Genomic DNA, 24,290 nt, shown 5'->3' with positions numbered 1-24,290 from the left:
AGTCAGGCAGATCGGACAACAAAAACCGGCTTGCCGGCATCAGGGGAAAGGGCCGCAAAACATGCGGAAACCGGCAGCATATCTGTTAAGTTTTGAACCAGGAGGTTCATTTAGTCAAGGCAGGGAGGCGTAACAGGCCGTTTCAATTGTCTCGCGGAGGTGCAATTGTAACGCTCCGGCAGAATCGCTACTCTTTGCGCAGAGAGTTAATCCCTGCTTATTGTAAGGAGCCTGTTCTGAGCAGCCAAGAAACCCCGTCCGCCGGGCGGAAGAACGATCCGGTCGGCCTGAAAAAGCGGATTTTTGCCAGCGCGCTGGCGGAGTTTGCTGAATCGGGCCTGAACGGCGCACGTCTGGAGAAGATTGCCGAACATGCCGACACCACTAAAAGAATGGTGGTGTATCACTTCAAGAATAAAGAAGCGCTCTATATCAGCGTGCTGGAGCATGTTTACGGCCAGATCCGCCGCCATGAGGTGAGCCTGAACCTGGCGGCACTGCCGCCCGCTGAGGCGCTGGTGAAGCTGGTGGAAGCCAGTTTTAACTTCCATGTGCAGAACGCTGATTTTATCCGGGTGATCTGCATGGAGAACATGATGCGCGGGCGCTATATCCGCCAGTCCACGCAGATCAAAACGCTGAACCGCAGCGCGCTCACAGTCCTGGAAGATATTTTAAGCCGCGGCAAACAGGGTGGGCTGTTCCGGGCAGATGTGGCCGCGCGCGATGTGCACCGGTTGATCAGCAGTATGAGTTTCCATCAGGCCGCCAACCAGTACACCTTCGACACGCTGTTTGAAGGGAATTCCCAGGACGAGAGTTACATCGCCCACTTCCGCCAGATTGCGGTACAGGTGACGTTACGCTTCGTCACGCTGTAGTTATTGATGCTGACGTTATTGATGCTGACGTTAGTGATGCGGTAAGTTACCGATGCCGCGATCGCCGTTATGATCAGGACGGCGAGTTGTCCTTGTCGCCTGCCAGCAGCACATCCAGCGCATCACCGCCAAGGTGGCGGAAATCCTGCCCTTTCACGAAGTAGAAGATAAATTCACAGATGTTCTGGCAGCGGTCGCCGATCCGCTCAATCGAGCGGGCGCAGAACAGCGCGGTCAGCACGCTGGGAATGGTGCGGGAATCTTCCATCATGTAGGTCATCAGCTGGCGCACAATGCCTTCATACTCCTGGTCGACCTTTTTGTCTTCGCGGTAAATCCGTACCGCTTCATCCAGATCCATCCGGGCAAAGGCGTCCAGCACGTCATGCAGCATCTGCACTGTGTGGCGGCCCAGCGACTCCAGGCTGACCAGCAGCGGCTGGTGCTGGTGGGAGAATTTCTCCAGCGCCGTGCGGCAGATTTTATCCGCCACATCGCCGATGCGTTCCAGCTCAGAAATGGTTTTGATGATCGCCATCACCAGCCGCAAATCGCTGGCGGTGGGCTGGCGTTTGGCGATGATGCGCACACAGGCCTCGTCGATCGCCACTTCCATCATGTTGACCTTGCGGTCACCTTCAATCACCTGGGTGGCGAGGTCGCCATCCTGATTGTGCATGGCGGTGATGGCGTCAGTGAGTTGCTGTTCCACCAGCCCGCCCATGGTTAATACCTGGGTACGGATATGCTCCAGCTCGGCATTGAACTGACCGGAGATGTGTTTATTTAAATTCAGATTGTCCATGTGCTTATCCTGTTGGCGCTGTCAGGCGGATGCATGCCGTACCCACGACGGGATCAACCGTAACGGCCGGTAATGTAGTCTTCGGTCTGTTTCTGGGCCGGAGAGGTGAACAGGGTGTCCGTATCACTGAACTCAATGAGTTCGCCCAGATACATAAATGCCGTGTGATCTGAGCAGCGTGCAGCCTGCTGCATGTTGTGCGTCACGATCACCACAGTGTAATCCTGTTTCAGCTCAGTAATCAGTTCTTCAATTTTCCCGGTAGAGATCGGGTCAAGGGCTGAACAGGGCTCATCCAGCAACAGCACTTCCGGGCGGATAGCGATGCCGCGCGCAATGCAAAGGCGCTGCTGCTGGCCGCCGGAGAGGCTGTAGCCGCTCTGGTGCAGCTTGTCTTTGGACTCATTCCACAACGCGGCCTTGGTCAGCGCCCACTGTACACGCTCGTCCATGTCCGCACGGGAAAGGTTCTCAAACAGCCTCACGCCAAAGGCGATATTGTCATAAATTGACATCGGGAACGGCGTCGGCTTCTGGAACACCATGCCGACTTTCGCCCGCAGCAGGGCGATGTCTTGTTTGTCGGTCAGGATATTTTCGCCATCCAGCAAAATATCCCCTTTCGCGACCTGCTCCGGGTAGAGCTGGTACATTTTGTTGAAGGTACGCAGCAGGGTTGATTTCCCGCAGCCCGACGGGCCAATAAAGGCGGTCACTTTATTTTTGGCGATATCCAGCGAGATATTTTTCAGCGCGTGGAATTTGCCGTAATAAAAGTTAAGGTCGCGGACCTGAATTTTGCTCGCAGCTACGTCAGTTGCCATACTCATCACTCTGTCTCTCGGTTTGCCGGCGTGGCCTGAGGCCCCGCCGGGCGATACGGTGGCCAATTAATGTTTCTTTTTGGCAAAAATGATGCGCGCCACGATGTTCAGCAGCAGAACGCACAGGGTAATCAACAAGACACCGGCCCAGGCCAGTTCTTGCCACTCCGCAAACGGGCTCATCGCAAATTTGAAAATGGTCACCGGCAGGTTGGCGATCGGCTGCATCAGGTCGGTGCTCCAGAACTGGTTGGAGAGCGACGTGAACAGCAGCGGGGCGGTTTCCCCGGCGATACGGGCAATCGCCAGCAGCACCCCGGTGATGATCCCGGAGACGGACGCCTTCACGGTGATCGCTGAGATCATTTTCCATTTCGGGGTACCCAGCGCATACGCGGCTTCGCGCAGGCTGTCCGGCACCAGTTTCAGCATGTTTTCAGTGGTACGGATAACAATCGGGATCTGCAACAGGGCCAGCGCCATCACGCCTGCCCAGCCGGAGAAGTGGCCCATTTGCGCCACCACCAGCGTATAGACAAACAGCCCGACCACGATGGACGGCGCAGAGAGCAGAATGTCGTTAATGAAGCGGATGGTTTCAGCCAGCCAGGATTTACGTCCATATTCCGCCAGGTAAATACCGGCCAGAATGCCGAGCGGCGTCCCGACCAGTGTCGCCCAGAGGATCAGCATCCCGCTGCCTAAAATGGCATTCAACAGGCCGCCGCCGGCGGTGTTCGGCGGCGGGGTCATTTCGGTGAACAGCGCCAGCGACATACCGTCGAACCCTTTGGTCACGGTGGTCAGCAGGATCCAGCAGAGCCAGAACAGCCCGAATGCCATGGTCGCCATCGATAAGAACAGCGCCAGGCGGTTCTTCTGACGCCGCCAGGCCTGTTTTTTGCGGCGCGATTCACGCAGCGCCGCAGTTTGTTGCATATCTATCGTCGTCATTTCAGCGGCCCTCGTTTTTCGCCAGGCGCATCACCATCAGTTTTGACAGTGCCAGGACGATAAAGGTAATCACAAACAGAATCAGGCCCAGCTCCATCAGTGCAGAGGTATGCACGCCGGATTCCGCTTCCGCAAATTCGTTGGCCAGTGCGGAGGTGATACTGTTACCCGGCATGTAAAGCGACGGGCTGTCGAGCTGGTAGGTGTTACCGATAATGAAGGTCACGGCCATTGTCTCGCCCAGCGCGCGCCCCAGCCCCAGCATGATGCCGCCAATCACCCCGTTTTTGGTGAAAGGCAGCACAATGCGCCAGATCACTTCCCAGGTGGTGCAGCCGATGCCGTAGGCGGACTCTTTCATCATGACCGGCGTCTGTTCAAACACATCACGCATGACCGCGGCGATATAAGGAATGATCATGATGGCGAGGATCACCCCGGCCGCCAGGATACCGATGCCGAATGCCGGGCCGGAGAACAGCTCGCCGACAATCGGAATACCGGAGAGCACGTCGCCGACCGGTTGCTGGAAGTAAGTGGCAAACAGCGGGGCGAACACAAACAGCCCCCACATGCCGTACACGATACTGGGGATCGCGGCCAGCAGCTCAATCGCCACACCTAACGGGCGTTTCAGCCAGTTCGGTGCCAGTTCAGTCAGGAACAGGGCAATCCCGAAGCTGACGGGGACCGCAATAATCAGGGCGATCAGGGAAGTCACAATCGTGCCGTAGATCGGCACCAGCGCGCCAAACTGTTCGGCGGGCGCATCCCACTCTTTCGTCCACAGGAAGGAGAACCCGAATTTCTGCATACTCGGCCAGGAGGCCACGATCAGGGAGACGATAATCCCGCCCAGCAGAAATAGGGTAATCAGCGCAGCCAGTCTGACCAGTGCGCTGAAAAGATAGTCACCGTGCTTGCCCGGTGGTTTCATAGCCGGCTTATACTCAGCCATACGACACTCTTCTCATTAACGATACTGCCCGGCCGGGGCCGGGCTTGATAACCCGGCAACGCCGGGTCGCGCTAGCGGGATCAGAACAGAGATTTTCCGCTGCTGTCTTTGATATTTTCTTTCCAGGACGCACGGATTTGCGTGACCACGGCGTCAGGCAGGGTGGCGTAATCCAGATCGTTGGCCACCTGATTGCCGTTTTTGTAGGCCCAGTCGAAGAACTTCAGCACTTCAGCCCCTTTCTCGGCGTTCGGCTGGTTCTTGTAGATCAGGATGAAGGTCGTGGAGGTAATCGGCCACGCGTCGCCGCCCTTCTGGTTGGTCAGGTCCTGCGCGAAGGATTTCGTCCAGTCTGCGCCTTTCGCGGCGGCACTGAAGGCTTCTTCCGTCGGGCTGACGGCCTGGCCGTCGGCGTTCACCAGTTTGGTGTACGCCAGGTTATTTTGTTTGGCGTAAGCGTATTCCACGTAGCCGATAGACCCCGGCAGACGCTGTACGAACGCGGCGACGCCGTCGTTGCCTTTACCGCCCAGACCGGCCGGCCAGTTCACGGTGTTGCCCGCGCCCACTTTCTCTTTCCAGGCCGCGTTGACTTTCGCCAGGTAGCTGGTGAAGACGAAGGAGGTGCCGGAACCGTCAGCACGGCGTACCACGGCGATGTTCTGATCCGGCAGTTTCACGCCTGGGTTCAGTTTAACGATGGCCGGGTCATTCCACTTTTTGATGTTCCCCAGGTAGATGTCACCCAGTGTCTGGCCGTCCAGCGTCAGCTCACCGGATTTCACGCCCGGCAGGTTAACCGCCAGCACCACGCCGCCGATCACGGTCGGGAACTGGAACAGGCCGCTGCTGTTGAGTTTGTCTTCTGCCATTGGGGCATCAGAGGCGCCGAAGTCCACGGTTTTGGCGATGATCTGTTTCACGCCGCCGGAGGAGCCAATCCCCTGGTAGTTGACCTGATTACCGGTCTCTTTCTGATAACTGTCCGCCCATTTGGCATAAACCGGCGCCGGGAAGGTGCCGCCGGCACCGGTCAGGCTGGCTGCGGCAAACGCTGACATCGTGGTTAACGAGAAGGTGGCTGCCACAATACCGGCGACGGTGGTACGCATCAGTTTCATAATTTCTCCTGGGGGAAATGGCACTCCGGCTTAAGCCGTTTTATGAGTATGTGAATTGCTGCTGATGGCAAAATAGGACAGTTCGGTGACAGTAAAATGTATGTAATGTGACATTTTTATGACACCCCCTGCACGGCCCACATCGGCCCGCTTAATCGACGACTAAGGAGCTGGCGTTTCACACTCATGACAAAAGCCTGGATACAGATCAGGAATTACTTACACAGTAGAGAATAGTATAGCCGGGCTACTTCATTTCTCTATTTTGCTAAGGAAGCACAAATGAAAAAGTCGCTTATTGGAATGGTATTGGGCATTGCGGCACTCTCATCAACCGGGGCGCTGGCGAAAGCCGTGGAGTGGGGCGAAGGTAAGCCGCCACAAGGCCCGATTTATGAGGTTTTTCTGGGAGATGATGGGCGCTTATATAAAGGTTATCGGAATAGTGACAGAGAAATATCAGAAACAGGGGAAAAAGTTTATACCAGCAGCAGTACAGAAAAATTGTCGCAAGAAAGGAATGAGAGACGTGCGGCTGAAGAGCAAAAGAAAATGGTTAGCGATATGGAGTCAGAAATGAGAAGCCTCCAGGCCGAAATAACCCGCCTCCAACAGAGATAAGCCCCCTTTCACACCGGGACAGTTTACCTTATCGGCCCGAATAAAATATTCATAATCTAAATATATAACCCCATAATATCACTGGAAAATATATTTCCCCCTCCCGCTCCCGCTTTATTTCCCGCTATCCCCCGCTTACCGTCATTATATTGACGTTCATCATAGTGAGCGCCCTGGCAGCTTTATAGGCTCTTTCCTTTTTTGGATAGAGCCTATGTCAACGCAAAAAAATCCCGGTTCCGATCCGGCCCCTCTGGGTGGCTTGCCGCTAAGCCGGCGGCAGTTTGTTCAGGCCGGCAGCGCCCTGATGGCGGTGCCTTTTCTTGCCGGGCGCAGCGTTTGTGCCCAGCCCCCTGAAACCGCCTCCCCCTCCCCTGCCGCACCGGCGGCACAGGTTGTGCCGACCTGCAGCACCTTTGACTGCGGCGGCAAATGTGACATCCGCGCCCATGTTGAACAAGGCATGGTGACGCGCATCTCTACCCGCCCGGACAGCGCGCTGGCCCCGGAAATGCCGGTGATGCGCGCCTGCGTGCGGGGCCGCGGCTACCGGAAATTTATTTACCACCCTGACCGGCTGCAATACCCGATGAAACGGGTCGGCAAACGCGGCGAAGGTAAGTTCGAACGCATCAGCTGGGACGAAGCCACCACCCTGATTGCCGATAACCTGAAGCGCATTACCGCCCAGTATGGCCCGGCGTCGCGTTTCGCCCACACCAATACCGCCGTCAGCGGCGGCACCTTCTCCGGGGACAAAATGTTGCGCCGCCTGTTCAACCTGACCGGCGGTTACCTGGAGCACTACCACTCCGTCAGCATGGGCAACACCGCCGCGGCCACGCCCTACACCTACGGCACCGCCGCCAGCGGCAGCACCCTGGACACGCTGGCCGATACCAGGCTGGTGATCCTCTGGGGCCATAACCCCAATGAGACCGTGTTCGGCCATACCAACCACTACTACCAGCAGATGAAAGCCAACGGCACCCGCTTTGTGGTGGTTGACCCGCGCTACTCCGACACCGCCGCCTCGCTGGCCGACCAGTGGATCCCGCTGCTGCCGACCACCGACAACGCCCTGATGGACGCGATGATGTACGTCATCATCAGCGAAAACCTGCACGACCGCGCCTTTATTGACCGCTACACCCTCGGCTTTGATGAGGCCTCCATGCCTGAGGGCGTGCCGCCGAATGAGTCACTGGTGGCTTACCTGTTTGGACTGAAAGATGGCATCGAAAAAACGCCGCAATGGGCGGAAAAAATTACACGCGTCCCAGCGGAGACAATTCTTCAACTGGCGCGCGATTACGCCACCACCAAACCCGCTGCCCTGATCCAGGGCTGGGGGCCGCAGCGCCATAACTGCGGCGAACGCACGGCGCGCGGCTCCACCCTGCTGGCCTCCATCACCGGCAATGTCGGCGTGCGCGGCGGCTGGGCAGCCGGTTACGGCGGCATCGGCAACCGTAAATTCATGACCGGCCCGGAGTGCCCGGACAACCCGGTGGCGGCCAAAATCTCCATCATGAACTGGGTGCAGGCGGCGGATGACGCCACCAAAATCACGCCGGAAATGGGGCTGAAAGGCGCAGAGCGGCTGGAGAGCAACATCCGCATCCTGTTCTCGCTCGGCAGTAACTACCTGGCGAACCAGAACCCGGATCTGTTGCAGGCGGTGAAGGTGCTGGAAGATGAATCGCGCATTCACTTTATTGTGAACAGCGATCTCTACCTGACCCCCAGCGCCCGCTATGCTGACCTGTTGCTGCCGGAAACCAGCTTTATGGAGCGCTGGAACATCGGCGAAACCTGGGGCACCGGCAACTACGTCATCCTGTCTGAGAAGCTGATCGAGCCGGACTTCGAACGCCGCTCTGATTATGAGTGGCTGCGTGAGGTAGCGGCAAAACTCGGCGTTGAACCGCAATTCAGTGAAGGCCGCTCGGAAAAAGAGTGGATCGCCCACATCGTCGAGACCACCCGGCAGGCAATGCCGGACGAGCATTTCCCGACCTTCGAAGAACTTTGCGTTAAGCGCCAACACCTGTTCAAAGGCGCGCCGCATGTCGCGTTTGAGAAAAACATCGAAGACCCGGCCAACAACCCGTTCCCGACGCCGTCCGGCAAAATTGAGCTGTTCTCCAAACGGCTGTATGAGATGCAGCACCCGGAAATCCCGGCGCTTTCCCACTACGTGCCTGCCCATGAGGGGCCGGAAGATGCGTTGCGCCGGCGCTACCCGTTGCAGCTGATCACCTGGAAAGGGAAAAACCGCGCCAACTCCACCCAATACCCGAACCCGTGGATGCAGGAAGTGCAGGAGCAAGTGCTGTGGATCAACCCGCAGGACGCCGGGCAACGCGGCATCCGCCAGGGCGACACCCTCCGCATCTTTAACGATCGTGGGGTGATGGCAATTCCGGCCCACCTGACCGCGCGCATTATGCCCGGCGTGGTGGCGCTTCAGGCCGGGGCCTGGTGGCAACCGGATGAGCACGGGGTGGATCGCGGCGGCTGCCCGAACGTCCTGACCTCTGCCCGCATCACACCGCTGGCAAAAGGCAACTCCCACCAGACGTTGTTGGTTGAGGTAAGCAAAGCATGAGTACATTTCAGGAATTCCCGCCGGTCAGCGATCGGCAATTAGGCTTTTTTATCGACTCCTCCCGCTGCTCCGGCTGCAAAGCCTGCCAGGTCGCCTGCAAGGATAAAAATAACCTTGAGGTCGGGCGGCGTTTCCGCCGGGTGTATGAAGTGCAGGGCGGCAGCTTTATCCCAACCGGCAACGGCGGGCTGCGCAACAACGTGTTCGCCTACACGCTGTCGGTTTCCTGCAACCATTGCAGCGACCCGGTCTGTACCAAAAACTGCCCCACCACCGCGATGCACAAACGCCCCGGCGACGGCATTATGCGGGTCAATACCGATAAGTGCGTGGGCTGCGGCTATTGCGCCTGGTCCTGCCCGTACGGCGCGCCCCAGCTCAATACCGAAACCGGGCAGATGTCCAAATGCGATTTCTGCATCGACCTGCAAGCCAACGGCGAGCAGCCGGTCTGTGTGGCGACCTGCCCGCTGGGTGCCATTAAATTCGGCCCGATCGAGGAACTGCGCGCTAAGTACGGCACGCTGAGCGACGTCAACGGCCTGCCTGATTCCACGCTGACCCGGCCCAACCTGGTGGTAAAAGCGCATCAGGGCGCACAACAAGAGGTAAATCACGATGAATGAGTGGCCGTTACTGGTATTTACCCTGCTGGTGCAGGCGTCGGTAGGGATGGTGCTGATCGGCGCGCTGGGCGGCTACTGGCTGCGCCGGGCCGTGACGGCTGAACAACGCTTTCTGGCGTTGCGCCCGCTGATGCTGCTCGCCCCTGTGCTGGCGGCAACCGGGCTGCTGGCCTCCGTGGCACACCTGGGTTATCCGCTGAATGCGTTTCATGCGCTGCGCCATGTCGCCACCTCCTGGCTGAGCCGGGAAATTCTGCTGGCGAGCCTCTACCTCGGTATTGTGGGCCTGGCTGCGCTGCTGGCGCTGCTCACCCGCCGGGCTTACCCGACCCTGTTGCTGCTGGGCGGGCTGGTGGGGCTGGCAGATGTCGGCTGTATGGCAGGCATTTACATCAACAGCGCGGTAGTGACCTGGATGCACCCAAATACCGCCGTGGCGTTTTACGGCACGGTGTTCACGCTGGGCGTGATGCTGGGCGTGGTGGCGCTGTGCCGCCGGCCGGTCAGTTTACCGCTGATGCAGCGCCTGTTGCTGACGGCGCTGCTGAGCAGTATTGCGACCGCCGCGGCGCACTGGCTGGTGACGCCCGGTTACCTGCATTTTATGGCGCAGGCAGTTCAGCCGGTCACCCTGCCGTTTGATGCCGTGGCCGCGTTTCTGCGCAGTGCACCTTTGCGGATGATCAGCACCGCCCTGCTGATGGCAGCGATCGCGTTGCTGGTGCTGCTGCTCTACCCGGCCCGCCAGCGCGTGACCGTGCTGTACCGCGGCGGCATCGCGGCAGCGGCATTGCTGGTGCTGCTGGCTCACGTGGGCAGCCGTTACGCCTTCTTTATGCTGCACTGATATGCGTATCCTGCCTTTTACCTCTCCGCTGATGCCGTCCGGCATCAGCGGCCATTGTATCCGCACAAAAACCCAGCACGGCGGCTGCTCCGCCTGCGCGACAATTTGCCCGACCGGCGCGGTTTCGCTAAAGGCGCGCCAACCGGTGCTGGAGTCGGGGAAATGCCTGAGCTGTGGCGATTGTTTGTTCGTTTGCCCCACGGAGGCCATTGACTCCCTATCCCCAATAGAGAGGAATTATCACGGCAACACCTTGTCCGGCAAGGGGAACCGGTTCGTCCCGTCGGTGAACGAATTACTGTTGTGGCACGCGTTGCGTGGGATCCGGCAGGTGTCGATCGATCCCGGCAACCGCGCCTGGCAGGCGGCCGTTGTGGCATTAAATTGCGTGCTCGCCCGTATTAATGAGCCAATCTGGCAGATCCTTTACCCCGATGGCGAGCCGATCGACCATGCGCGCCGCCGTTGGCTCAGCCGTCCTTTCATTCCCTCCCACGCCGCCGATCGTATGCCGGCAGGCCAACGGGCGGTACGGGCGGCGTTTCCGGCCATCAGCTGGTTTCAGGTGTCAATCGACACGGCCGCCTGTTCATTGTGTGGGGCCTGTAGCCGCCTCTGCCCGGAACAGGCGATCACACTGACCGGCACCGATCTTCAGATCGATCCCGCCCGCTGCACCGGCTGCCTGGCCTGCGAGGGCGTCTGTTTCCCTCAGGCGATCCATGTGAAACCCTGGGCAGCGCCTGCCCACCCACGCACGCTGCCGGTAACGGCTTGCCGGTGCCGCAATTGCCGCACCGCCTTTGTCAGCTTTTCCGCGGATGACACGCTCTGCCCACTCTGCCGACGCCATACCCACGGGATGCGCACGTTAACCTGATGACATAACACTGATAAGAAAAGCGATGATGATTGAATTACCAATACTTTCCCGGCAATTGAATTTGCTGGGATGCGGCTTCCGTTTGCCGCCCACCCACCCTGATATGGCCGGGGTGCTGGCGCTGTTTGCCTTACCTGACTGGGCAGGCCATTGGCCGGGCGTTGAAAAACCCCACCTCACCCGGCTGGCTGCGGCCTTTATGCCGCTGGATCTGCCGTCTGTTGCGCACGCCTGGCAGCGTTTGTTTGCCGGGCCGGGCACACGGCCTGCGCCGCCGTGGGGCTCGGTGTATCTCGATCCGGAACGGGTAGTGCGCGGCTGCTCCACCGTGGCTCTGAGCCATTTTCTGCAACGCGAACGGCTGCAACTGCATACGGAGTCGCCGGAGCCGCCCGATCATCTGGGGTTAATGCTGTTTCAGGCGGCGGTGCTGGCGGCAGAAGGGCGTGAGGCGGCGTTACTTGTGTTGCTGGAAGAACATCTGTTGAGCTGGTTACCGTTGTTCGTCCACCAGCTCCGTCAGGCTGAACACCCCGGCTTCTATCCGGGGCTGGCAGAGCTGACGCTGCTGACCGTGCAGAGCGCGGTGGCCACCCTGAAAAACCGGCCGGAGCCGGTATAGAGGGCCGATCACCGTTATCCTTACAGGGCGTCAGGCTTTTGGGAGGGGAACACTGCCTGGTGAAGTGCCATCGCTTACTCCTGCTTATAGAAAAAGGCATAAAAAATCCGCGATACCGGTCAATGTGCATCGCGGATTTTTCGTTCACCCTTTGCGGGAGAAATTAAGCACGGATGAATGCCAGCAGATCCGCGTTGATCACCTCAGCGTGGGTCGTATGCATCCCGTGCGGATAACCGGGATAGAGCTTGAGCGTGCTGTCAGGCAGCAATTTATCCTGAAGTAATGACGCCACTTTGTAGGGCACCACCTGATCGTCATCACCCTGCATAACCAGCGTCGGCACCGTGATCGCCTGTAAATCTTCCGTCTGGTCGGTTTCAGAAAAGGCTTTGATCCCTTCGTAATGCGCTTTGGCACTGCCCATCATGCCTTGCCGCCACCAGTTTTGGATGGTGCCCTGGGAAACCTGCGATCCTTCCCGGTTGAAGCCATAAAACGGCCCGGACGCGACATCCAGATAGAACTGGGCACGGTTGGCGGCCAGGGCGGCACGAAATCCATCAAACACGTCGCGCGGCGTGCCGTCAGGGTTGTTTTCCGTCTTCACCATCAGGGGCGGCACCGCGCTGATCAGTACGGCTTTCGCCACACGGCCCTGCGGCTCCCCATATCTGGCGACATAACGGGCCACCTGGCCGCCGCCGGTGGAATGGCCCACATGGATCGCGTTATAGAGATCCAGATGTTCAACCACCGCCGAGGCATCCGCCGCGTAATGATCCATGTCATGCCCATCACTGACCTGATCCGAGCGGCCATGCCCGCGCCGGTCAATCGCGATCACCCGAAAACCTTCTGCCAGGAAGAACAGCATCTGGTTGTCCCAGTCATCGGCACTTAACGGCCAGCCATGATGAAAAACAATAGGTTGTGCGTCCTGCGCCCCCCAGTCTTTGAAGAAAATGTTCACGCCATCTTTCGTCGTTACATATGCCATAGCACAAACTCCTCATGTAATAGAAAAACCACAGGGGTTGTTAATACGTGTAGAGCTTAAAGGGCGTAACAGCCGGAAAATCAACGTCAGTATCATTGACGCGGTTGAACATATTGGTAAACAGAATTGCCGTTACCGCACCGATATTTTCAACCACTTGCTGGTCAGTGAATCCTGCTGACCTCAAGGCAGTCACATAGCCCGCTGCTACTGTGCCACGCGTAGTGACCAGAATCTGCACAAATTTTAACCCCGCATCGATTTTGGACTCTCCGTCAACGTATCCCTGGCGTAGAGGGTCTGGGCTTCCGGTTAACCGGCGTTAGGGCCAACACGTTGGCGCAAAGCATGAAAACGCGGCATTCCAGGGTAACAATGAAAGATGACAGGATGCAGAGCAGTGAGAAGCAGATCGGGGTAGCCCGGCATGACGGCCGGTTCAGCGAAGTAAGGACAAGGGGTAAAAAGGATTGGGGTATTCGCGGCCATTGAAAACACCCTGCTCTCTTTCCGGTTCCGGCCTTATGCAAAGCCGGAACCGGGGTGATGTCAGGGTGCTGATCTTTTTCTGTCGCCGCTATCGCAGGCCGTTATTCGACGGTCACCGATTTGGCCAGGTTGCGCGGCTGGTCGACGTCGGTGCCTTTGATCAGCGCCACGTGGTATGCCAGCAGCTGCAACGGCACGGTGTAGAAGATCGGGGCAACAATCTCTTCAACGTGCGGCAGCGGGATGATCTTCATGCCTTCACTGTCACTGAAACCGGCATCCTGGTCGGCGAACACATAGAGCAGGCCGCCACGGGCGCGCACTTCCTCGATGTTGGATTTCAGCTTCTCCAGCAGTTCGTTGTTTGGGGCGACCACAATCACCGGCATATCGGCATCGATCAGCGCCAGCGGGCCATGTTTCAGCTCACCGGCGGCGTACGCCTCCGCGTGGATGTAGGAGATCTCTTTCAGCTTCAGCGCCCCTTCCATCGCGATCGGGTACTGATCGCCACGGCCGAGGAACAGCGCGTGATGTTTGTCTGAGAAACCTTCGGCCAGCGGTTCGATCGATTTGTCCAGCGAGAGCATCTGTTCAATACGCGCCGGCAATGCCTGCAACGCATGGACGATCTCATGCTCAACGCTTTCGCTCATCCCTTTCAGGTGGCCCAGGCGCGCCACCAGCATCAGCAGCACGGTCAGCTGCGTGGTAAAGGCTTTGGTGGATGCCACGCCGATTTCAGTGCCCGCTTTGGTCATCAGCGCCAGATCAGACTCACGCACCAGCGACGAGCCGGCCACGTTGCACACCGCCAGCGAACCGAGATACCCCAGCTCTTTGGAGAGGCGCAGTGCGGCCAGCGTGTCGGCCGTTTCGCCCGACTGGGAGAGGGTGATGATCAGGCTGCCCGGCCGCACCGCAGATTTGCGGTAACGGAATTCGGAGGCGATCTCGACATCACAAGGCACGCCCGCCAGTGACTCAAACCAGTAACGCGCCACCATGCCGGAGTGGTAAGAGGTACCGCAAGCGATGATCTGCACATGCTGCACGCGCGCCAGAATATCGTCGGCCTGCGGGCCCAGCTCGCTCAGGTCAATCTGGCCGTGGCTGAAACGCCCGGCCAGGGTGTTTTTGATCGCCTGCGGCTGCTCGTAGATCTCTTTCTGCATGTAGTGGCGGTACGCGCCTTTGTCACCGGCGTCGTACTGCACCTGGGATTCAATCTCCGGGCGCACCGCCGGGTTACCCTGTTTGTCGAAAATGGTGACGCTGCGGCGGGTGACTTCCACCACGTCGCCCTCTTCCAGGAACTGGAAGCGACGGGTCACCGGCAGCAGGGCCAGCTGGTCAGAGGCGATGAAGTTTTCGCCCATGCCGCGGCCAATCACCAGCGGACTGCCGGAACGAGCGGCCACCAGCACGCCGGGGTTACGGCTGTCCATGACAACGGTGCCGTACGCGCCGCGCAGCTGGGGGATCACGCGCTGGACGACGTCCAGCAGCGATCCGCCCTGTTGCAGCTCCCAGTGCACCAGATGCGCAATCACTTCAGTATCGGTTTCTGACACAAAGCGGTAGCCGCGTTCGATCAGGATTTCACGCAGTGGCTCATGGTTTTCAATAATGCCGTTGTGCACCACGCTGACGTACTCAGAAACGTGCGGGTGCGCATTCGCTTCAGACGGCTCGCCGTGCGTTGCCCAGCGGGTATGGGCGATGCCGGTGCCGCCGGTCAGCGGCTCCGCTTCAACCGCTTCCGCCAGTTTCTGCACTTTGCCGACCCGGCGCACACGCGCCATGTGGCCCTGGCTGTCCACCACCGCCAGGCCCGCGGAGTCATAACCGCGGTACTCAAGACGACGTAACCCTTCAATCAGGATTTCAGCAATATCACGTTGCGCTACTGCGCCAACAATTCCACACATGGATGTTAATTCCTATTAAGGCCACTTGATGGCCTACGATGTCTTCGACCTGATAGCCCGGTGTTTCCGGGGTCCCCGAGCCTTGTAGAGAGCGGGGTTATTATGTTTTGGCCTGCGCTCCGGCAGAACACAGGGCAAAACAGAGTCGGGGGCCACGCCCCCAACTCAGGCGGCTGCGCGCTTTTTATCCGCGCTTTTTCATCAACGTTTTTTCACCGGGCGCTGCCAGTCCGGTTTGTGCTGTTGCGGCACCCGGCTGATGAGCAGGCCGTTGTCCGGCACATCACGCGTGACGGTGGTACCGGCAGCGATGGTGACCTGGTTGCCGACGCTGACCGGCGCCACCAGCTGGGTATCAGAGCCGACAAACACGTCATTCCCAATCACCGTTTTATGCTTGTTCGCGCCGTCATAGTTGCAGGTGATGGTGCCCGCGCCGATATTAACGTTGCTGCCAATCTCCGCGTCGCCTAAATAGGAGAGGTGGCCGGCTTTGGTGCCTTTGCCCAGACGGGCTTTTTTCACTTCCACAAAGTTGCCGACATGCACGCTGTCTGCCAGCTCGCTGCCTGGGCGCAACCGGGCAAAAGGCCCCACCGTGCAGCCGGTGGCCAGCGTCGCATCTTCAATCACCGTGTAGGGGCTGATGTCACTGTCATCGCCGATTTCGCAGTTCTTCAGCACGCAGCCGGCCGCAATCTTCACCCGGTTACCAAGTTTGACCCGGCCTTCAATAATCACATTCGTGTCGATCACCACATCACGGCCGTGCTCCAGCGTGCCGCGCAGGTCAAAACGCGCCGGGTCGAGCAGCATCACCCCGGCCAGCAACAGCTTTTCTGCCTGCTCGGCCTGATAAATACGCTCCAGGCGGGAAAGTTGCAGGCGGTTGTTTACGCCTTCCACTTCACTTAACCGCTCAGGGTGAACGGCGGCGATGGTATGGCCTTCTGCGTGCGCCATCGCGATGATGTCAGTGATGTAGTATTCGCCCTGGGCGTTGTTGTTCGACAGGCGGCCCAGCCAGCGTTTGAGATCGCCCCCGTTGGCCACCAGAATGCCGGTATTCACTTCCGTGATTGCCCGCTGTTCCGGTGTGGCATCTTTCTGCTCAACAATCCCGGCCACCTGGCCATGTTCACGCACGATGCGGCCATAGCCGGTCGGATCATCAAGGTTTACCGTAAGCAGGCCGATGCCGCCCGCCGGTTTGGCCTGGAGCAGGTGTTGCAGCGTGGTCACTGAGATCAGCGGCACATCGCCGTACAGCATCAGGATATCTTCGTCATCGGCAAAGTGCGGGGCAGCCTGCTGCATGGCGTGGCCGGTGCCGAGCTGCTCTGCCTGTAATACCCAGTTCAACGGGGTATGCGACAGGCGCTCTTTCAGCAAGTCACCGCCATGACCATAAACCAAATGCACCTGCGCGGCGCCCAGCTGTGTCGCGGCATCGATAACATGTTGAACCATAGGCTTACCGGCCAGAGGGTGCAGGACTTTCGGAAGATCGGAATACATGCGCGTTCCCTTGCCGGCAGCAAGGATCACAACGCTCAATGAGCTGTTCGACATAAGCAATCTGATAGCCTTATTAAGAAGTGAAAAGTAAACCTGTTCGCTGAACCAAATACTACATATTTTTCAGTGAAAATGCTGCGTAAGCCGCACCAGACAAGGCTTACCGGCTTACTGCTCACCATAGCGAATTTTGGCGTCACGCGCCGGAAAAGCAGGGGGTTTTTTAGGGGATCTGGGGAATTTTTCGCCAGGGAAGAAAAGAACGCCCGGCTTTTTTAAAGGTAAAAAAAAAGCGACCCGCAGGCCGCTTTCTTATTGACGCAATAACGGTTTCTCCGCTCTCGCGGAGAGCACGCGATTACATCGCTTTTCTGGTCAACTCGATGACGCGCAGTTTCGCGATCGCTTTGGCCAGTTCAGCCGACGCCTGAGCATAGTCGACGTCACCGTGAGAGCTATGGATATGTTCTTCCGCCTTGCGCTTAGCTTCCAGCGCGCGAGCTTCGTCAAGATCCTGCCCACGAATGGCGGTGTCAGCCAGAACGGTTACCGCACTCGGCTGCACCTCAAGGATGCCGCCGGAGAGGTAGATATACTCTTCTTCACCGTGCTGTTTAACAATACGCACCATGCCAGGCTTAATGGCAGTGAGCAGCGGCGCATGGCCAGGGAAAATACCCAGCTCACCTTCGCTACCCGTCACCTGGATTTTCTGCACCAGACCGGAAAACATCTGTTTTTCAGCACTGACGACATCCAGATGGTAAGTCATTGCAGCCATGTCACCCTCCTCTCAAAGCGTTACAGTTTCTTGGCTTTTTCCACTGCTTCATCAATGGAGCCAACCATGTAGAACGCCTGCTCCGGCAGGTGGTCGTAATCACCGTCCATAATGCCTTTGAAGCCGCTGATGGTGTCTTTCAGGGAGACGTATTTGCCCGGTGCACCGGTGAATACTTCTGCCACGAAGAACGGCTGGGACAGGAAGCGCTGAATCTTACGGGAACGGGCAACCACCAGCTTGTCTTCTTCAGACAGCTCGTCCATACCCAGAATCGCGATGATGTCTTTCAGCTCCTGGTAACGTTGCAGCAGAGACTGCACGCCACGCGCCACATCATAGTGTTCCTGACCAACAACCAGCGGGTCCAGCTGACGGCTGGTGGAGTCGAGCGGGTCAACCGCCGGGTAGATACCCAGAGAAGCGATTTGACGGCTCAGTACCACGGTAGCATCCAGGTGGGCGAAGGTGGTCGCCGGAGACGGGTCAGTCAAGTCATCCGCAGGGACGTAAACGGCCTGTACGGAGGTGATAGAGCCGGTCTTGGTTGAGGTGATACGTTCCTGCAGAACGCCCATCTCTTCCGCCAGGGTCGGCTGGTAACCTACTGCGGACGGCATACGGCCGAGCAGTGCGGATACTTCAGTACCGGCCAGGGTGTAACGGTAGATGTTGTCAACGAACAGCAGAACGTCACGACCTTCGTCACGGAATTTCTCAGCCATGGTCAGGCCGGTCAGTGCAACGCGCAGACGGTTACCCGGCGGCTCGTTCATCTGGCCATACACCAGGGATACTTTGTCGATAACGTTGGAGTCGGTCATTTCGTGGTAGAAGTCGTTACCTTCACGGGTACGCTCGCCCACGCCTGCAAACACGGAGTAACCGGAGTGCTCGATCGCGATGTTACGGATCAGCTCCATCATGTTTACGGTTTTACCTACACCCGCACCACCGAACAGACCGACTTTACCGCCCTTAGCGAACGGACACATCAGGTCGATAACCTTGATGCCGGTTTCCAGCAGTTCCTGGGAGCTGGACAGCTCTTCGTAGCTTGGTGCCGCGCGGTGGATCGCCCAACGCTCTTCTTCACCAATGTCGCCTTTCATGTCGATTGGTTCACCCAATACGTTCATGATACGGCCCAGAGTTGCTTTACCCACCGGCACTTCGATCGGGTGTTGCAGGTTGATAACATTCAACCCACGACGCAGGCCGTCGGAGGTGCCCATTGCGATACAACGGACAACACCGCCACCCAGCTGTTGCTGAACTTCCAGCACCAGTTTGGACGCGCCGTTGTCAACCTCAAGTGCTTCGTACACGTTTGGTACGGCATCCTGAGGGAACTCGACGTCCACTACGGCGCCGATTACCTGGATAATCTTTCCAGTAGCCATCTTGAATCCTCTACGTAATTCGTAAACCTAGCTTAAACCGCAGCGGCCCCCGAGACGATCTCGGTAAGTTCTTGAGTGATGCTGGCCTGACGGGCTTTGTTGTATACCAACTGAAGCTCTTTGATCAGGCTACCGCCGTTATCGGTTGCGGCTTTCATCGCGACCATTCGTGCGGCCTGCTCGCTGGCCAGGTTTTCCACGACGCCCTGATAAACCTGTGATTCCACATAGCGACGCAGCAGGGTATCCAGCAGCGACTTCGGATCGGGTTCATACAGGTAATCCCAGGATTTCTTCTCCAGAACGCCATCTTCCGCAGGCGGAAGCGGCAGCAGTTGAAGAACCTGCGGAACCTGGGACATCGTATTGATAAACTTGTTACTGACGATGTAAAGCTTGTCCAGACGACCTTCGTCGTAGGCTTGCAGCATCACTTTCACCGGGCCAATCAGATCAGACAGGGAAGGTTTATCTCCCATGCCGGTGACCTGGGCAACCACGTTGCCGCCTACGGCGCCAAAGAAAGAAGCTGCTTTCGAACCAATCACAGCCAGATCGGCCTGAACGCCTTTATCGGACCAGCCTTTCATGTCTGCCAGCAGTTTCTTGAACAGGTTAATGTTCAAACCGCCACACAGACCACGGTCAGTAGACACCACCAGATACCCAACGCGCTTCACATCGCGGTCGTCCAGGTAGGGGTGTTTGTATTCCAGATTACCTAACGCAAGGTGACCAATCACATTGCGCATGGTTTCTGCATAAGGACGGCTGGCTGCCATGCGCTCCTGCGATTTACGCATTTTGGAGGCGGCGACCATCTCCATCGCTTTTGTGATCTTCTGCGTGTTTTGCACGCTTGCGATCTTACCACGTATCTCTTTTGCGCCGGCCATCTCTGCTTCTCCTCATTGCCAGACGGCCTGCTGTTCTTTCAAACAGCAGGACCGTTCAGCGTTACCAGGACTGGGTTGCTTTGAAGGTATCCAGCAGGCCTTTCAGCTTGCCTTCAATCTCATCGTTGTAACCGCCAGTTTGGTTGATTTGGTTCAGCAGATCACCGTGTTCGCGATCGGCGAAGGCCATCAGGGCAGCTTCGAAGCTCACCACTTTGGACACTTCGACGTCTTCCAGATAACCACGCTCCGCAGCAAACAGCACCAGGGCCTGTTGAGCAACGGACATCGGCGCGTATTGTTTCTGTTTCAGCAGCTCGGTCACTTTCTGACCGTGGCTCAGCTGTTTACGCGTCGCGTCATCCAGATCGGAAGCGAACTGAGAGAACGCTGCCAGTTCACGGTACTGTGCCAGTGCGGTACGGATACCACCGGACAGTTTTTTCATGATCTTGGTCTGTGCTGCACCACCCACACGGGATACGGAGATCCCTGGGTTAACCGCAGGACGGATACCGGAGTTGAACAGGTTGGATTCCAGGAAGATCTGACCGTCGGTAATGGAGATTACGTTGGTCGGAACGAACGCGGAAACGTCACCCGCCTGCGTTTCAATCAGCGGCAGCGCAGTCAGGGAGCCGGTTTTACCTTTCACTTCACCCTTGGTGAATGCTTCAACGTACTCGGCGTTAACACGCGCAGCACGCTCCAGCAAACGGGAGTGGAGGTAGAACACGTCGCCCGGATAGGCTTCACGGCCCGGCGGACGACGCAGCAGCAGGGAGATCTGACGGTAAGCAACAGCCTGTTTGGACAGGTCATCGTATACGATCAGCGCATCTTCACCGCGGTCACGGAAGTATTCGCCCATGGCGCAACCGGCATACGGTGCCAGGTATTGCAGTGCAGCGGATTCAGACGCCGTTGCCACAACCACGATGGTGTTGGCCAGTGCGCCGTGCTCTTCCAGTTTACGTACCACGTTAGACACGGTGGACGCTTTCTGGCCGATAGCCACGTAGATACATTTGATGCCGGAGTCGCGTTGGTTGATGATCGCATCGATCGCCAGCGCGGTTTTACCGGTCTGACGGTCGCCGATGATCAGCTCACGCTGGCCACGGCCGATTGGAATCATCGCATCCACAGATTTGTAACCGGTCTGAACCGGCTGATCAACGGATTGACGGGCGATAACGCCCGGTGCGATAGCTTCAACCGGGGAGAAGCCGTCGTTGTCGACCGGCCCTTTGCCATCGATAGGTGCACCCAGGGTGTTCACCACGCGGCCCAGCAGGCCACGGCCGACCGGCACTTCCAGGATACGGCCGGTGCATTTCACCTTCATGCCTTCAGCCAGGTCCGCATACGGACCCATCACTACAGCACCGACAGAGTCGCGTTCCAGGTTAAGTGCGATAGCGTAACGGTTGCCGGGCAGGGCGATCATCTCACCCTGCATTACATCGGCCAGGCCGTGTACGCGAATGATCCCGTCACTGACGGAAACGATAGTACCTTCATTGTGAGCTTCGCTCACTACATTGAACTGAGCAATGCGCTGCTTGATCAGTTCGCTGATTTCGGTGGAATTCAGTTGCATGCTCCAGTCCCCTTAAGACTGCAAGACGTCTGCCAGGCGATCCAAACGACCGCGTACGCTGCCGTCAATCACCATATCGCCCGCGCGGATTACGACGCCGGCCATGACAGACTTATCAATTTTGCAATTCAGCTTAACTTTGCGTGACAGACGTTTTTCCATCGCAGCGGTAATTTTTACCAGCTGGGCATCATTCAGTGTGGTGGCGGAAATCACTTCGACTTCGACCGTGGCCTCGAGGGAGGCGCGCAGTGCAATGAACTGCTCTAACACTTCAGGAAGGACGGATAAACGGTTGTTCTCAGCCATCACCTTAATCAGGTTCTGGCCGGCTTGGTCGAGTTGATCACCACATACGGCAATGAACGTTGCAGACATGGTTTCCGGTGCCACAGCACCGGAAAGCAAGGCTTTAATCTGTTCGTTGCGCGTCACTTCAGCGGTAAACGCCAGCATTTGCTGCCAGCGGTCGATGCATTGGTGCTCAACGGCAAAGTCAAATGCTGCTTTGGCGTAGGGGCGAGCTACCGTGACAAATTCAGACATCAGCCCCTCCCTCCTTACAGTTCAGCGACCAGTTTATCAACGATGTCGCTGTTAGCAGCTTCATCCACGGAACGTTCAATGATCTTCTCGGCGCCAGCAATTGCCAGTACAGCGACTTGCTTACGCAACTCTTCACGAGCGCGTTTACGTTCGGCTTCGATCTCAGCCTGTGCTTGCGCCACGATTTTGTTACGTTCCTGCTCTGCTTCGGCTTTTGCGTCCTCGACAATCTGAGAGCCACGCTTGTTAGCTTGCTCAATGATTACCTGGGCTTCGGCCTTGGCTTTTTTCAGCTGGTCGGTCGCATCGGCTTGCGCGAGGTCCAGATCTTTTTTGGCACGTTCTGCTGAAGCGAGACCGTCAGCAATTTCTTTCTGACGCTTCTCGATGGCTGCCATAATTGGCGGCCATACATACTTCATGCAGAACCAGACAAACAGGACGAACGCGATGGCCTGGCCGAGGATTGTTGCGTTAAGATTCACAGCACAATGCCTCTTTCAAAGTTAATAGTTTGATGTGGTCTACGGTAGAGAAAAATCTCTACTAGGCGACCGCAAACATCACGTACAGACCCAGACCAACAGCGATCATCGGGATGGCGTCAACCAGGCCCATAACGATGAAGAATTGTGTACGCAGCAGAGGAATCAGGTCAGGCTGACGTGCAGCGCCTTCCAAGAATTTACCACCCAGGATGCCGATACCGATCGCAGCACCGATTGCCGCCAGGCCCATCATCACAGCGGCAGCCATGTACAGCAGATCCATACTCAGGTTTTCCATGACAGTCTCCAGTTTGTTTCAGTTAAACGCAGTAGTGTTGAAAGAAAATCAGTGTTCTTCAGATGCCATCGACAGATAAACAATCGTCAGAACCATGAAAATAAAGGCTTGCAGCGTAATGATCAGGATGTGGAAAATGGCCCACGGCACACTCAGAACCCACTGTGACCACCACGGCAGCAAACCGGCAATCAGGATGAAGATCAACTCACCCGCATACATGTTGCCGAACAGTCGCAGACCCAGAGAAACAGGTTTGGACAGCAGGCTGACACCTTCCAAGATCAGGTTGATTGGAATGAATACCGGATGGTTGAACGGCTGCATCGTCAATTCTTTAACGAAGCCGCCAACCCCTTTCATTTTGATGCTGTAGAACAGAATCAGAATGAATACGCCCAATGCCATCGACAATGTGATGTTCACATCGGCGGTAGGCACCACACGCAGGGCAGGAAGCCCGAGGACATGTTCACCGAGATAAGGCAGCAGGTCGATAGGCAGCAGGTCCATCATGTTCATCAGGAAAACCCAGACGAAAACGGTGAGCGCGAGCGGTGCAATCACCTTGCTCTTGCCGTGATACATATCACGCACACTGCTGTCGACAAACCCGACAACCAGCTCAACGGCTGTTTGCAGTTTGCCAGGAACGCCACTGGTGGCGTTTTTTGCTACTTTACGGAAAATAACCAGAAAGAGCAGACCGAGGACCACGGAGAAAAACATCGAATCGATGTTTATCGACCAGAATCCCGTCCCCACCTGCAGCTGAGTCAGGTGGTGACCGATATACTCTTGAGGAGTAGAGATTTCTCCAGATGCAGACATGATGCCTCTTACCCTTTTGTAGTTAGATACAAAAACCGCTATGCGCGGTAACTGTTAATCACGGCTGGTGCCAGTATCTGCGTGAGCAACACCGAGAGATAGGTTATGCCGAGCGGGATAAACACCGCCTTGAGCACGCCCAGGGCGATTATCACCAACGCAATGGTGATGACAACCTTCAACGCTTCTCCGATGGCGAACGACCAGGCGACTCGGCCAGAGAGCGGCGTATTTGCCTGGTGACGCCACGCAAACAGCATAAACAGTGCATTCGGTAACCAGGCGGCAAACCCGCCGGCTAAAGCAGAAACACTCCATTCCAGGCCTTTTAGCCCAAAGACGGCACTGAGCAGAACAAAGGTCAATAACTGCACTGACAGCAGTTTTCCGGCAACCTTCCCGCTGTAAAGGGATGCAGACATGACGTTTGTTCTCTCCGTAACTCAGTGGAGGTATGCTGAGTGTCGTATAAAACTGCCTTTGTACGACCGAGTCAAGCAGCAAAAACCGAGCAAATTATACGGTTCACTCAAGCGAATTCAATCGATAAGTAGCGAAAAGGTGAACAATTATTTAAATTTAATTCTGTAGGGCTATTTTCCTAAGGAAACTATCCCCAAAATGACAAGATAATAACTGTCTGATTATTCCACTACCATTCATATAAGTGTGCACAAGATCACACAAAATAGTTTTGCAGACCCGGACAAATCCATGCTGCGCGTTGCTCTGACAGCAGATTGATTTTTAAAC

Annotated in this window: 24 protein-coding genes and 1 pseudogene; 7 read left to right on the top strand and 18 right to left on the bottom strand. The window is 57.1% G+C overall.

Annotated elements, in window-relative coordinates:
- Window positions 1–236 precede the first annotated feature (236 nt).
- Window positions 237–881, top strand: coding sequence for a TetR/AcrR family transcriptional regulator (locus tag JK232_RS03005; protein ID WP_072927921.1), 645 nt, complete (start codon window positions 237–239; stop codon window positions 879–881).
- 73 nt (window positions 882–954) lie between these two features.
- Here JK232_RS03005 and phoU read toward each other — a convergent pair whose 3' ends face one another.
- The 5 genes from phoU to pstS all read right to left on the bottom strand — a co-directional run bounded on the left by phoU (window position 955) and on the right by pstS (window position 5,543).
- On the bottom strand, window positions 955–1,686 hold the full coding sequence (phoU, locus tag JK232_RS03000; protein ID WP_072927825.1) for a phosphate signaling complex protein PhoU: 732 nt from the start codon (window positions 1,684–1,686) through the stop codon (window positions 955–957).
- 53 nt (window positions 1,687–1,739) lie between these two features.
- Window positions 1,740–2,516, bottom strand: a complete 777-nt coding sequence (pstB, locus tag JK232_RS02995) for a phosphate ABC transporter ATP-binding protein PstB (RefSeq protein WP_072927826.1) — start codon at window positions 2,514–2,516, stop codon at window positions 1,740–1,742.
- Window positions 2,517–2,576: 60 nt separating this feature from the next.
- Entirely contained in the window at window positions 2,577–3,464 is an 888-nt protein-coding gene (gene pstA / locus JK232_RS02990; RefSeq protein WP_072927828.1) for a phosphate ABC transporter permease PstA, read from the bottom strand.
- A gap of 1 nt (window position 3,465) precedes the next feature.
- Window positions 3,466–4,422, bottom strand: a complete 957-nt coding sequence (pstC, locus tag JK232_RS02985) for a phosphate ABC transporter permease PstC (protein ID WP_072927829.1) — start codon at window positions 4,420–4,422, stop codon at window positions 3,466–3,468.
- An 80-nt stretch (window positions 4,423–4,502) separates the two neighbouring features.
- On the bottom strand, window positions 4,503–5,543 hold the full coding sequence (gene pstS / locus JK232_RS02980; protein WP_072927831.1) for a phosphate ABC transporter substrate-binding protein PstS: 1,041 nt from the start codon (window positions 5,541–5,543) through the stop codon (window positions 4,503–4,505).
- Window positions 5,544–5,825: 282 nt separating this feature from the next.
- Between pstS and JK232_RS02975 the strand changes: the two genes are divergently transcribed.
- From JK232_RS02975 to JK232_RS02950, 6 genes are all read left to right on the top strand, one after another.
- Window positions 5,826–6,164 (top strand): hypothetical protein, encoded by a 339-nt coding sequence (locus tag JK232_RS02975; RefSeq protein WP_212588811.1) that lies wholly within the window; start codon window positions 5,826–5,828, stop codon window positions 6,162–6,164.
- Window positions 6,165–6,378: 214 nt separating this feature from the next.
- Window positions 6,379–8,775 (top strand): DMSO/selenate family reductase complex A subunit, encoded by a 2,397-nt coding sequence (locus JK232_RS02970; RefSeq protein ID WP_212588810.1) that lies wholly within the window; start codon window positions 6,379–6,381, stop codon window positions 8,773–8,775.
- Window positions 8,772–9,401, top strand: a complete 630-nt coding sequence (locus JK232_RS02965) for a DMSO/selenate family reductase complex B subunit (RefSeq protein ID WP_212588809.1) — start codon at window positions 8,772–8,774, stop codon at window positions 9,399–9,401. Before JK232_RS02970 ends, JK232_RS02965 begins: the two co-directional genes overlap by 4 nt.
- The gene (locus JK232_RS02960; protein ID WP_072927837.1) at window positions 9,394–10,248 is read left to right on the top strand and encodes a dimethyl sulfoxide reductase anchor subunit family protein; all 855 of its coding nucleotides are present in this window, start codon (window positions 9,394–9,396) and stop codon (window positions 10,246–10,248) included. The genes JK232_RS02965 and JK232_RS02960 overlap by 8 nt, the downstream gene beginning before the upstream one ends.
- A 1-nt stretch (window position 10,249) precedes the next feature.
- Window positions 10,250–11,128 carry a 4Fe-4S binding protein gene (locus JK232_RS02955; RefSeq protein ID WP_212588808.1) on the top strand — a complete coding sequence of 293 codons (879 nt, stop codon included), beginning with the start codon at window positions 10,250–10,252 and terminating at the stop codon, window positions 11,126–11,128.
- A gap of 25 nt (window positions 11,129–11,153) precedes the next feature.
- On the top strand, window positions 11,154–11,753 hold the full coding sequence (locus JK232_RS02950; RefSeq protein WP_212588807.1) for a molecular chaperone TorD family protein: 600 nt from the start codon (window positions 11,154–11,156) through the stop codon (window positions 11,751–11,753).
- A gap of 163 nt (window positions 11,754–11,916) precedes the next feature.
- Here JK232_RS02950 and JK232_RS02945 read toward each other — a convergent pair whose 3' ends face one another.
- The 13 genes and pseudogenes from JK232_RS02945 to atpI all read right to left on the bottom strand — a co-directional run bounded on the left by JK232_RS02945 (window position 11,917) and on the right by atpI (window position 23,959).
- Entirely contained in the window at window positions 11,917–12,753 is an 837-nt protein-coding gene (locus JK232_RS02945; RefSeq protein ID WP_101827822.1) for an alpha/beta fold hydrolase, read from the bottom strand.
- 40 nt (window positions 12,754–12,793) lie between these two features.
- Window positions 12,794–13,048, bottom strand: a pseudogene (locus JK232_RS02940) (carboxymuconolactone decarboxylase family protein); the annotation flags it as partial.
- Window positions 13,049–13,343: 295 nt separating this feature from the next.
- Window positions 13,344–15,173, bottom strand: a complete 1,830-nt coding sequence (gene glmS / locus JK232_RS02935) for a glutamine--fructose-6-phosphate transaminase (isomerizing) (protein ID WP_101827823.1) — start codon at window positions 15,171–15,173, stop codon at window positions 13,344–13,346.
- 201 nt (window positions 15,174–15,374) lie between these two features.
- Complete coding sequence (glmU, locus tag JK232_RS02930; RefSeq protein WP_212588805.1) at window positions 15,375–16,745, bottom strand: bifunctional UDP-N-acetylglucosamine diphosphorylase/glucosamine-1-phosphate N-acetyltransferase GlmU; 1,371 nt, start codon at window positions 16,743–16,745, stop codon at window positions 15,375–15,377.
- Between the two features lie 304 nt (window positions 16,746–17,049).
- Entirely contained in the window at window positions 17,050–17,463 is a 414-nt protein-coding gene (locus JK232_RS02925) for a F0F1 ATP synthase subunit epsilon (protein WP_165698480.1), read from the bottom strand.
- 29 nt (window positions 17,464–17,492) lie between these two features.
- Window positions 17,493–18,875, bottom strand: coding sequence for a F0F1 ATP synthase subunit beta (atpD, locus tag JK232_RS02920; protein ID WP_072927848.1), 1,383 nt, complete (start codon window positions 18,873–18,875; stop codon window positions 17,493–17,495).
- Window positions 18,876–18,907: 32 nt separating this feature from the next.
- Window positions 18,908–19,771 carry a F0F1 ATP synthase subunit gamma gene (gene atpG, locus JK232_RS02915; RefSeq protein WP_072927850.1) on the bottom strand — a complete coding sequence of 288 codons (864 nt, stop codon included), beginning with the start codon at window positions 19,769–19,771 and terminating at the stop codon, window positions 18,908–18,910.
- A gap of 61 nt (window positions 19,772–19,832) precedes the next feature.
- Window positions 19,833–21,374 carry a F0F1 ATP synthase subunit alpha gene (gene atpA, locus JK232_RS02910; RefSeq protein ID WP_072927851.1) on the bottom strand — a complete coding sequence of 514 codons (1,542 nt, stop codon included), beginning with the start codon at window positions 21,372–21,374 and terminating at the stop codon, window positions 19,833–19,835.
- Window positions 21,375–21,386: 12 nt separating this feature from the next.
- Window positions 21,387–21,920, bottom strand: coding sequence for a F0F1 ATP synthase subunit delta (gene atpH, locus JK232_RS02905; RefSeq protein WP_072927853.1), 534 nt, complete (start codon window positions 21,918–21,920; stop codon window positions 21,387–21,389).
- A gap of 14 nt (window positions 21,921–21,934) precedes the next feature.
- Window positions 21,935–22,405: a F0F1 ATP synthase subunit B gene (gene atpF, locus JK232_RS02900; RefSeq protein WP_072927854.1), complete on the bottom strand. Its 471-nt coding sequence runs from the start codon at window positions 22,403–22,405 to the stop codon at window positions 21,935–21,937.
- Window positions 22,406–22,466: 61 nt separating this feature from the next.
- Window positions 22,467–22,706, bottom strand: coding sequence for a F0F1 ATP synthase subunit C (gene atpE, locus JK232_RS02895; RefSeq protein WP_004093904.1), 240 nt, complete (start codon window positions 22,704–22,706; stop codon window positions 22,467–22,469).
- A 48-nt stretch (window positions 22,707–22,754) separates the two neighbouring features.
- Entirely contained in the window at window positions 22,755–23,537 is a 783-nt protein-coding gene (atpB, locus tag JK232_RS02890) for a F0F1 ATP synthase subunit A (protein WP_072927856.1), read from the bottom strand.
- A gap of 38 nt (window positions 23,538–23,575) precedes the next feature.
- On the bottom strand, window positions 23,576–23,959 hold the full coding sequence (gene atpI, locus JK232_RS02885) for a F0F1 ATP synthase subunit I (RefSeq protein ID WP_072927857.1): 384 nt from the start codon (window positions 23,957–23,959) through the stop codon (window positions 23,576–23,578).
- Window positions 23,960–24,290: the final 331 nt, after the last annotated feature.

The sequence above is a fragment of the Nissabacter archeti genome (assembly GCF_018257325.1).
GTDB classification, from domain to species: domain Bacteria; phylum Pseudomonadota; class Gammaproteobacteria; order Enterobacterales; family Enterobacteriaceae; genus Chimaeribacter; species Chimaeribacter arupi.
The sequence above is the reverse complement of the archived record's forward strand: the minus strand, read 5'-3'. Positions and strand labels throughout refer to the sequence as shown.

Excerpts from the sequence above, each read along its gene's own strand:
- atpG (WP_072927850.1), bottom strand. The coding sequence starts at position 19,771 with ATGGCCGGCGCAAAAGAGATACGTGGTAAGATCGCAAGCGTGCAAAAC.
- atpH (WP_072927853.1), bottom strand. The coding sequence starts at position 21,920 with ATGTCTGAATTTGTCACGGTAGCTCGCCCCTACGCCAAAGCAGCATTT.
- JK232_RS02975 (WP_212588811.1), top strand. The coding sequence starts at position 5,826 with ATGAAAAAGTCGCTTATTGGAATGGTATTGGGCATTGCGGCACTCTCA.
- atpB (WP_072927856.1), bottom strand. The coding sequence starts at position 23,537 with ATGTCTGCATCTGGAGAAATCTCTACTCCTCAAGAGTATATCGGTCAC.
- pstA (WP_072927828.1), bottom strand. The coding sequence starts at position 3,464 with ATGACGACGATAGATATGCAACAAACTGCGGCGCTGCGTGAATCGCGC.
- JK232_RS02950 (WP_212588807.1), top strand. The coding sequence starts at position 11,154 with ATGATGATTGAATTACCAATACTTTCCCGGCAATTGAATTTGCTGGGA.
- atpD (WP_072927848.1), bottom strand. The coding sequence starts at position 18,875 with ATGGCTACTGGAAAGATTATCCAGGTAATCGGCGCCGTAGTGGACGTC.
- glmU (WP_212588805.1), bottom strand. The coding sequence starts at position 16,745 with ATGTCGAACAGCTCATTGAGCGTTGTGATCCTTGCTGCCGGCAAGGGA.
- atpA (WP_072927851.1), bottom strand. The coding sequence starts at position 21,374 with ATGCAACTGAATTCCACCGAAATCAGCGAACTGATCAAGCAGCGCATT.
- atpI (WP_072927857.1), bottom strand. The coding sequence starts at position 23,959 with ATGTCTGCATCCCTTTACAGCGGGAAGGTTGCCGGAAAACTGCTGTCA.
- JK232_RS02960 (WP_072927837.1), top strand. The coding sequence starts at position 9,394 with ATGAATGAGTGGCCGTTACTGGTATTTACCCTGCTGGTGCAGGCGTCG.
- JK232_RS02955 (WP_212588808.1), top strand. The coding sequence starts at position 10,250 with ATGCGTATCCTGCCTTTTACCTCTCCGCTGATGCCGTCCGGCATCAGC.
- JK232_RS02970 (WP_212588810.1), top strand. The coding sequence starts at position 6,379 with ATGTCAACGCAAAAAAATCCCGGTTCCGATCCGGCCCCTCTGGGTGGC.
- pstS (WP_072927831.1), bottom strand. The coding sequence starts at position 5,543 with ATGAAACTGATGCGTACCACCGTCGCCGGTATTGTGGCAGCCACCTTC.
- pstB (WP_072927826.1), bottom strand. The coding sequence starts at position 2,516 with ATGAGTATGGCAACTGACGTAGCTGCGAGCAAAATTCAGGTCCGCGAC.
- pstC (WP_072927829.1), bottom strand. The coding sequence starts at position 4,422 with ATGGCTGAGTATAAGCCGGCTATGAAACCACCGGGCAAGCACGGTGAC.
- JK232_RS02945 (WP_101827822.1), bottom strand. The coding sequence starts at position 12,753 with ATGGCATATGTAACGACGAAAGATGGCGTGAACATTTTCTTCAAAGAC.
- phoU (WP_072927825.1), bottom strand. The coding sequence starts at position 1,686 with ATGGACAATCTGAATTTAAATAAACACATCTCCGGTCAGTTCAATGCC.
- JK232_RS02925 (WP_165698480.1), bottom strand. The coding sequence starts at position 17,463 with ATGACTTACCATCTGGATGTCGTCAGTGCTGAAAAACAGATGTTTTCC.
- glmS (WP_101827823.1), bottom strand. The coding sequence starts at position 15,173 with ATGTGTGGAATTGTTGGCGCAGTAGCGCAACGTGATATTGCTGAAATC.
- JK232_RS02965 (WP_212588809.1), top strand. The coding sequence starts at position 8,772 with ATGAGTACATTTCAGGAATTCCCGCCGGTCAGCGATCGGCAATTAGGC.
- atpE (WP_004093904.1), bottom strand. The coding sequence starts at position 22,706 with ATGGAAAACCTGAGTATGGATCTGCTGTACATGGCTGCCGCTGTGATG.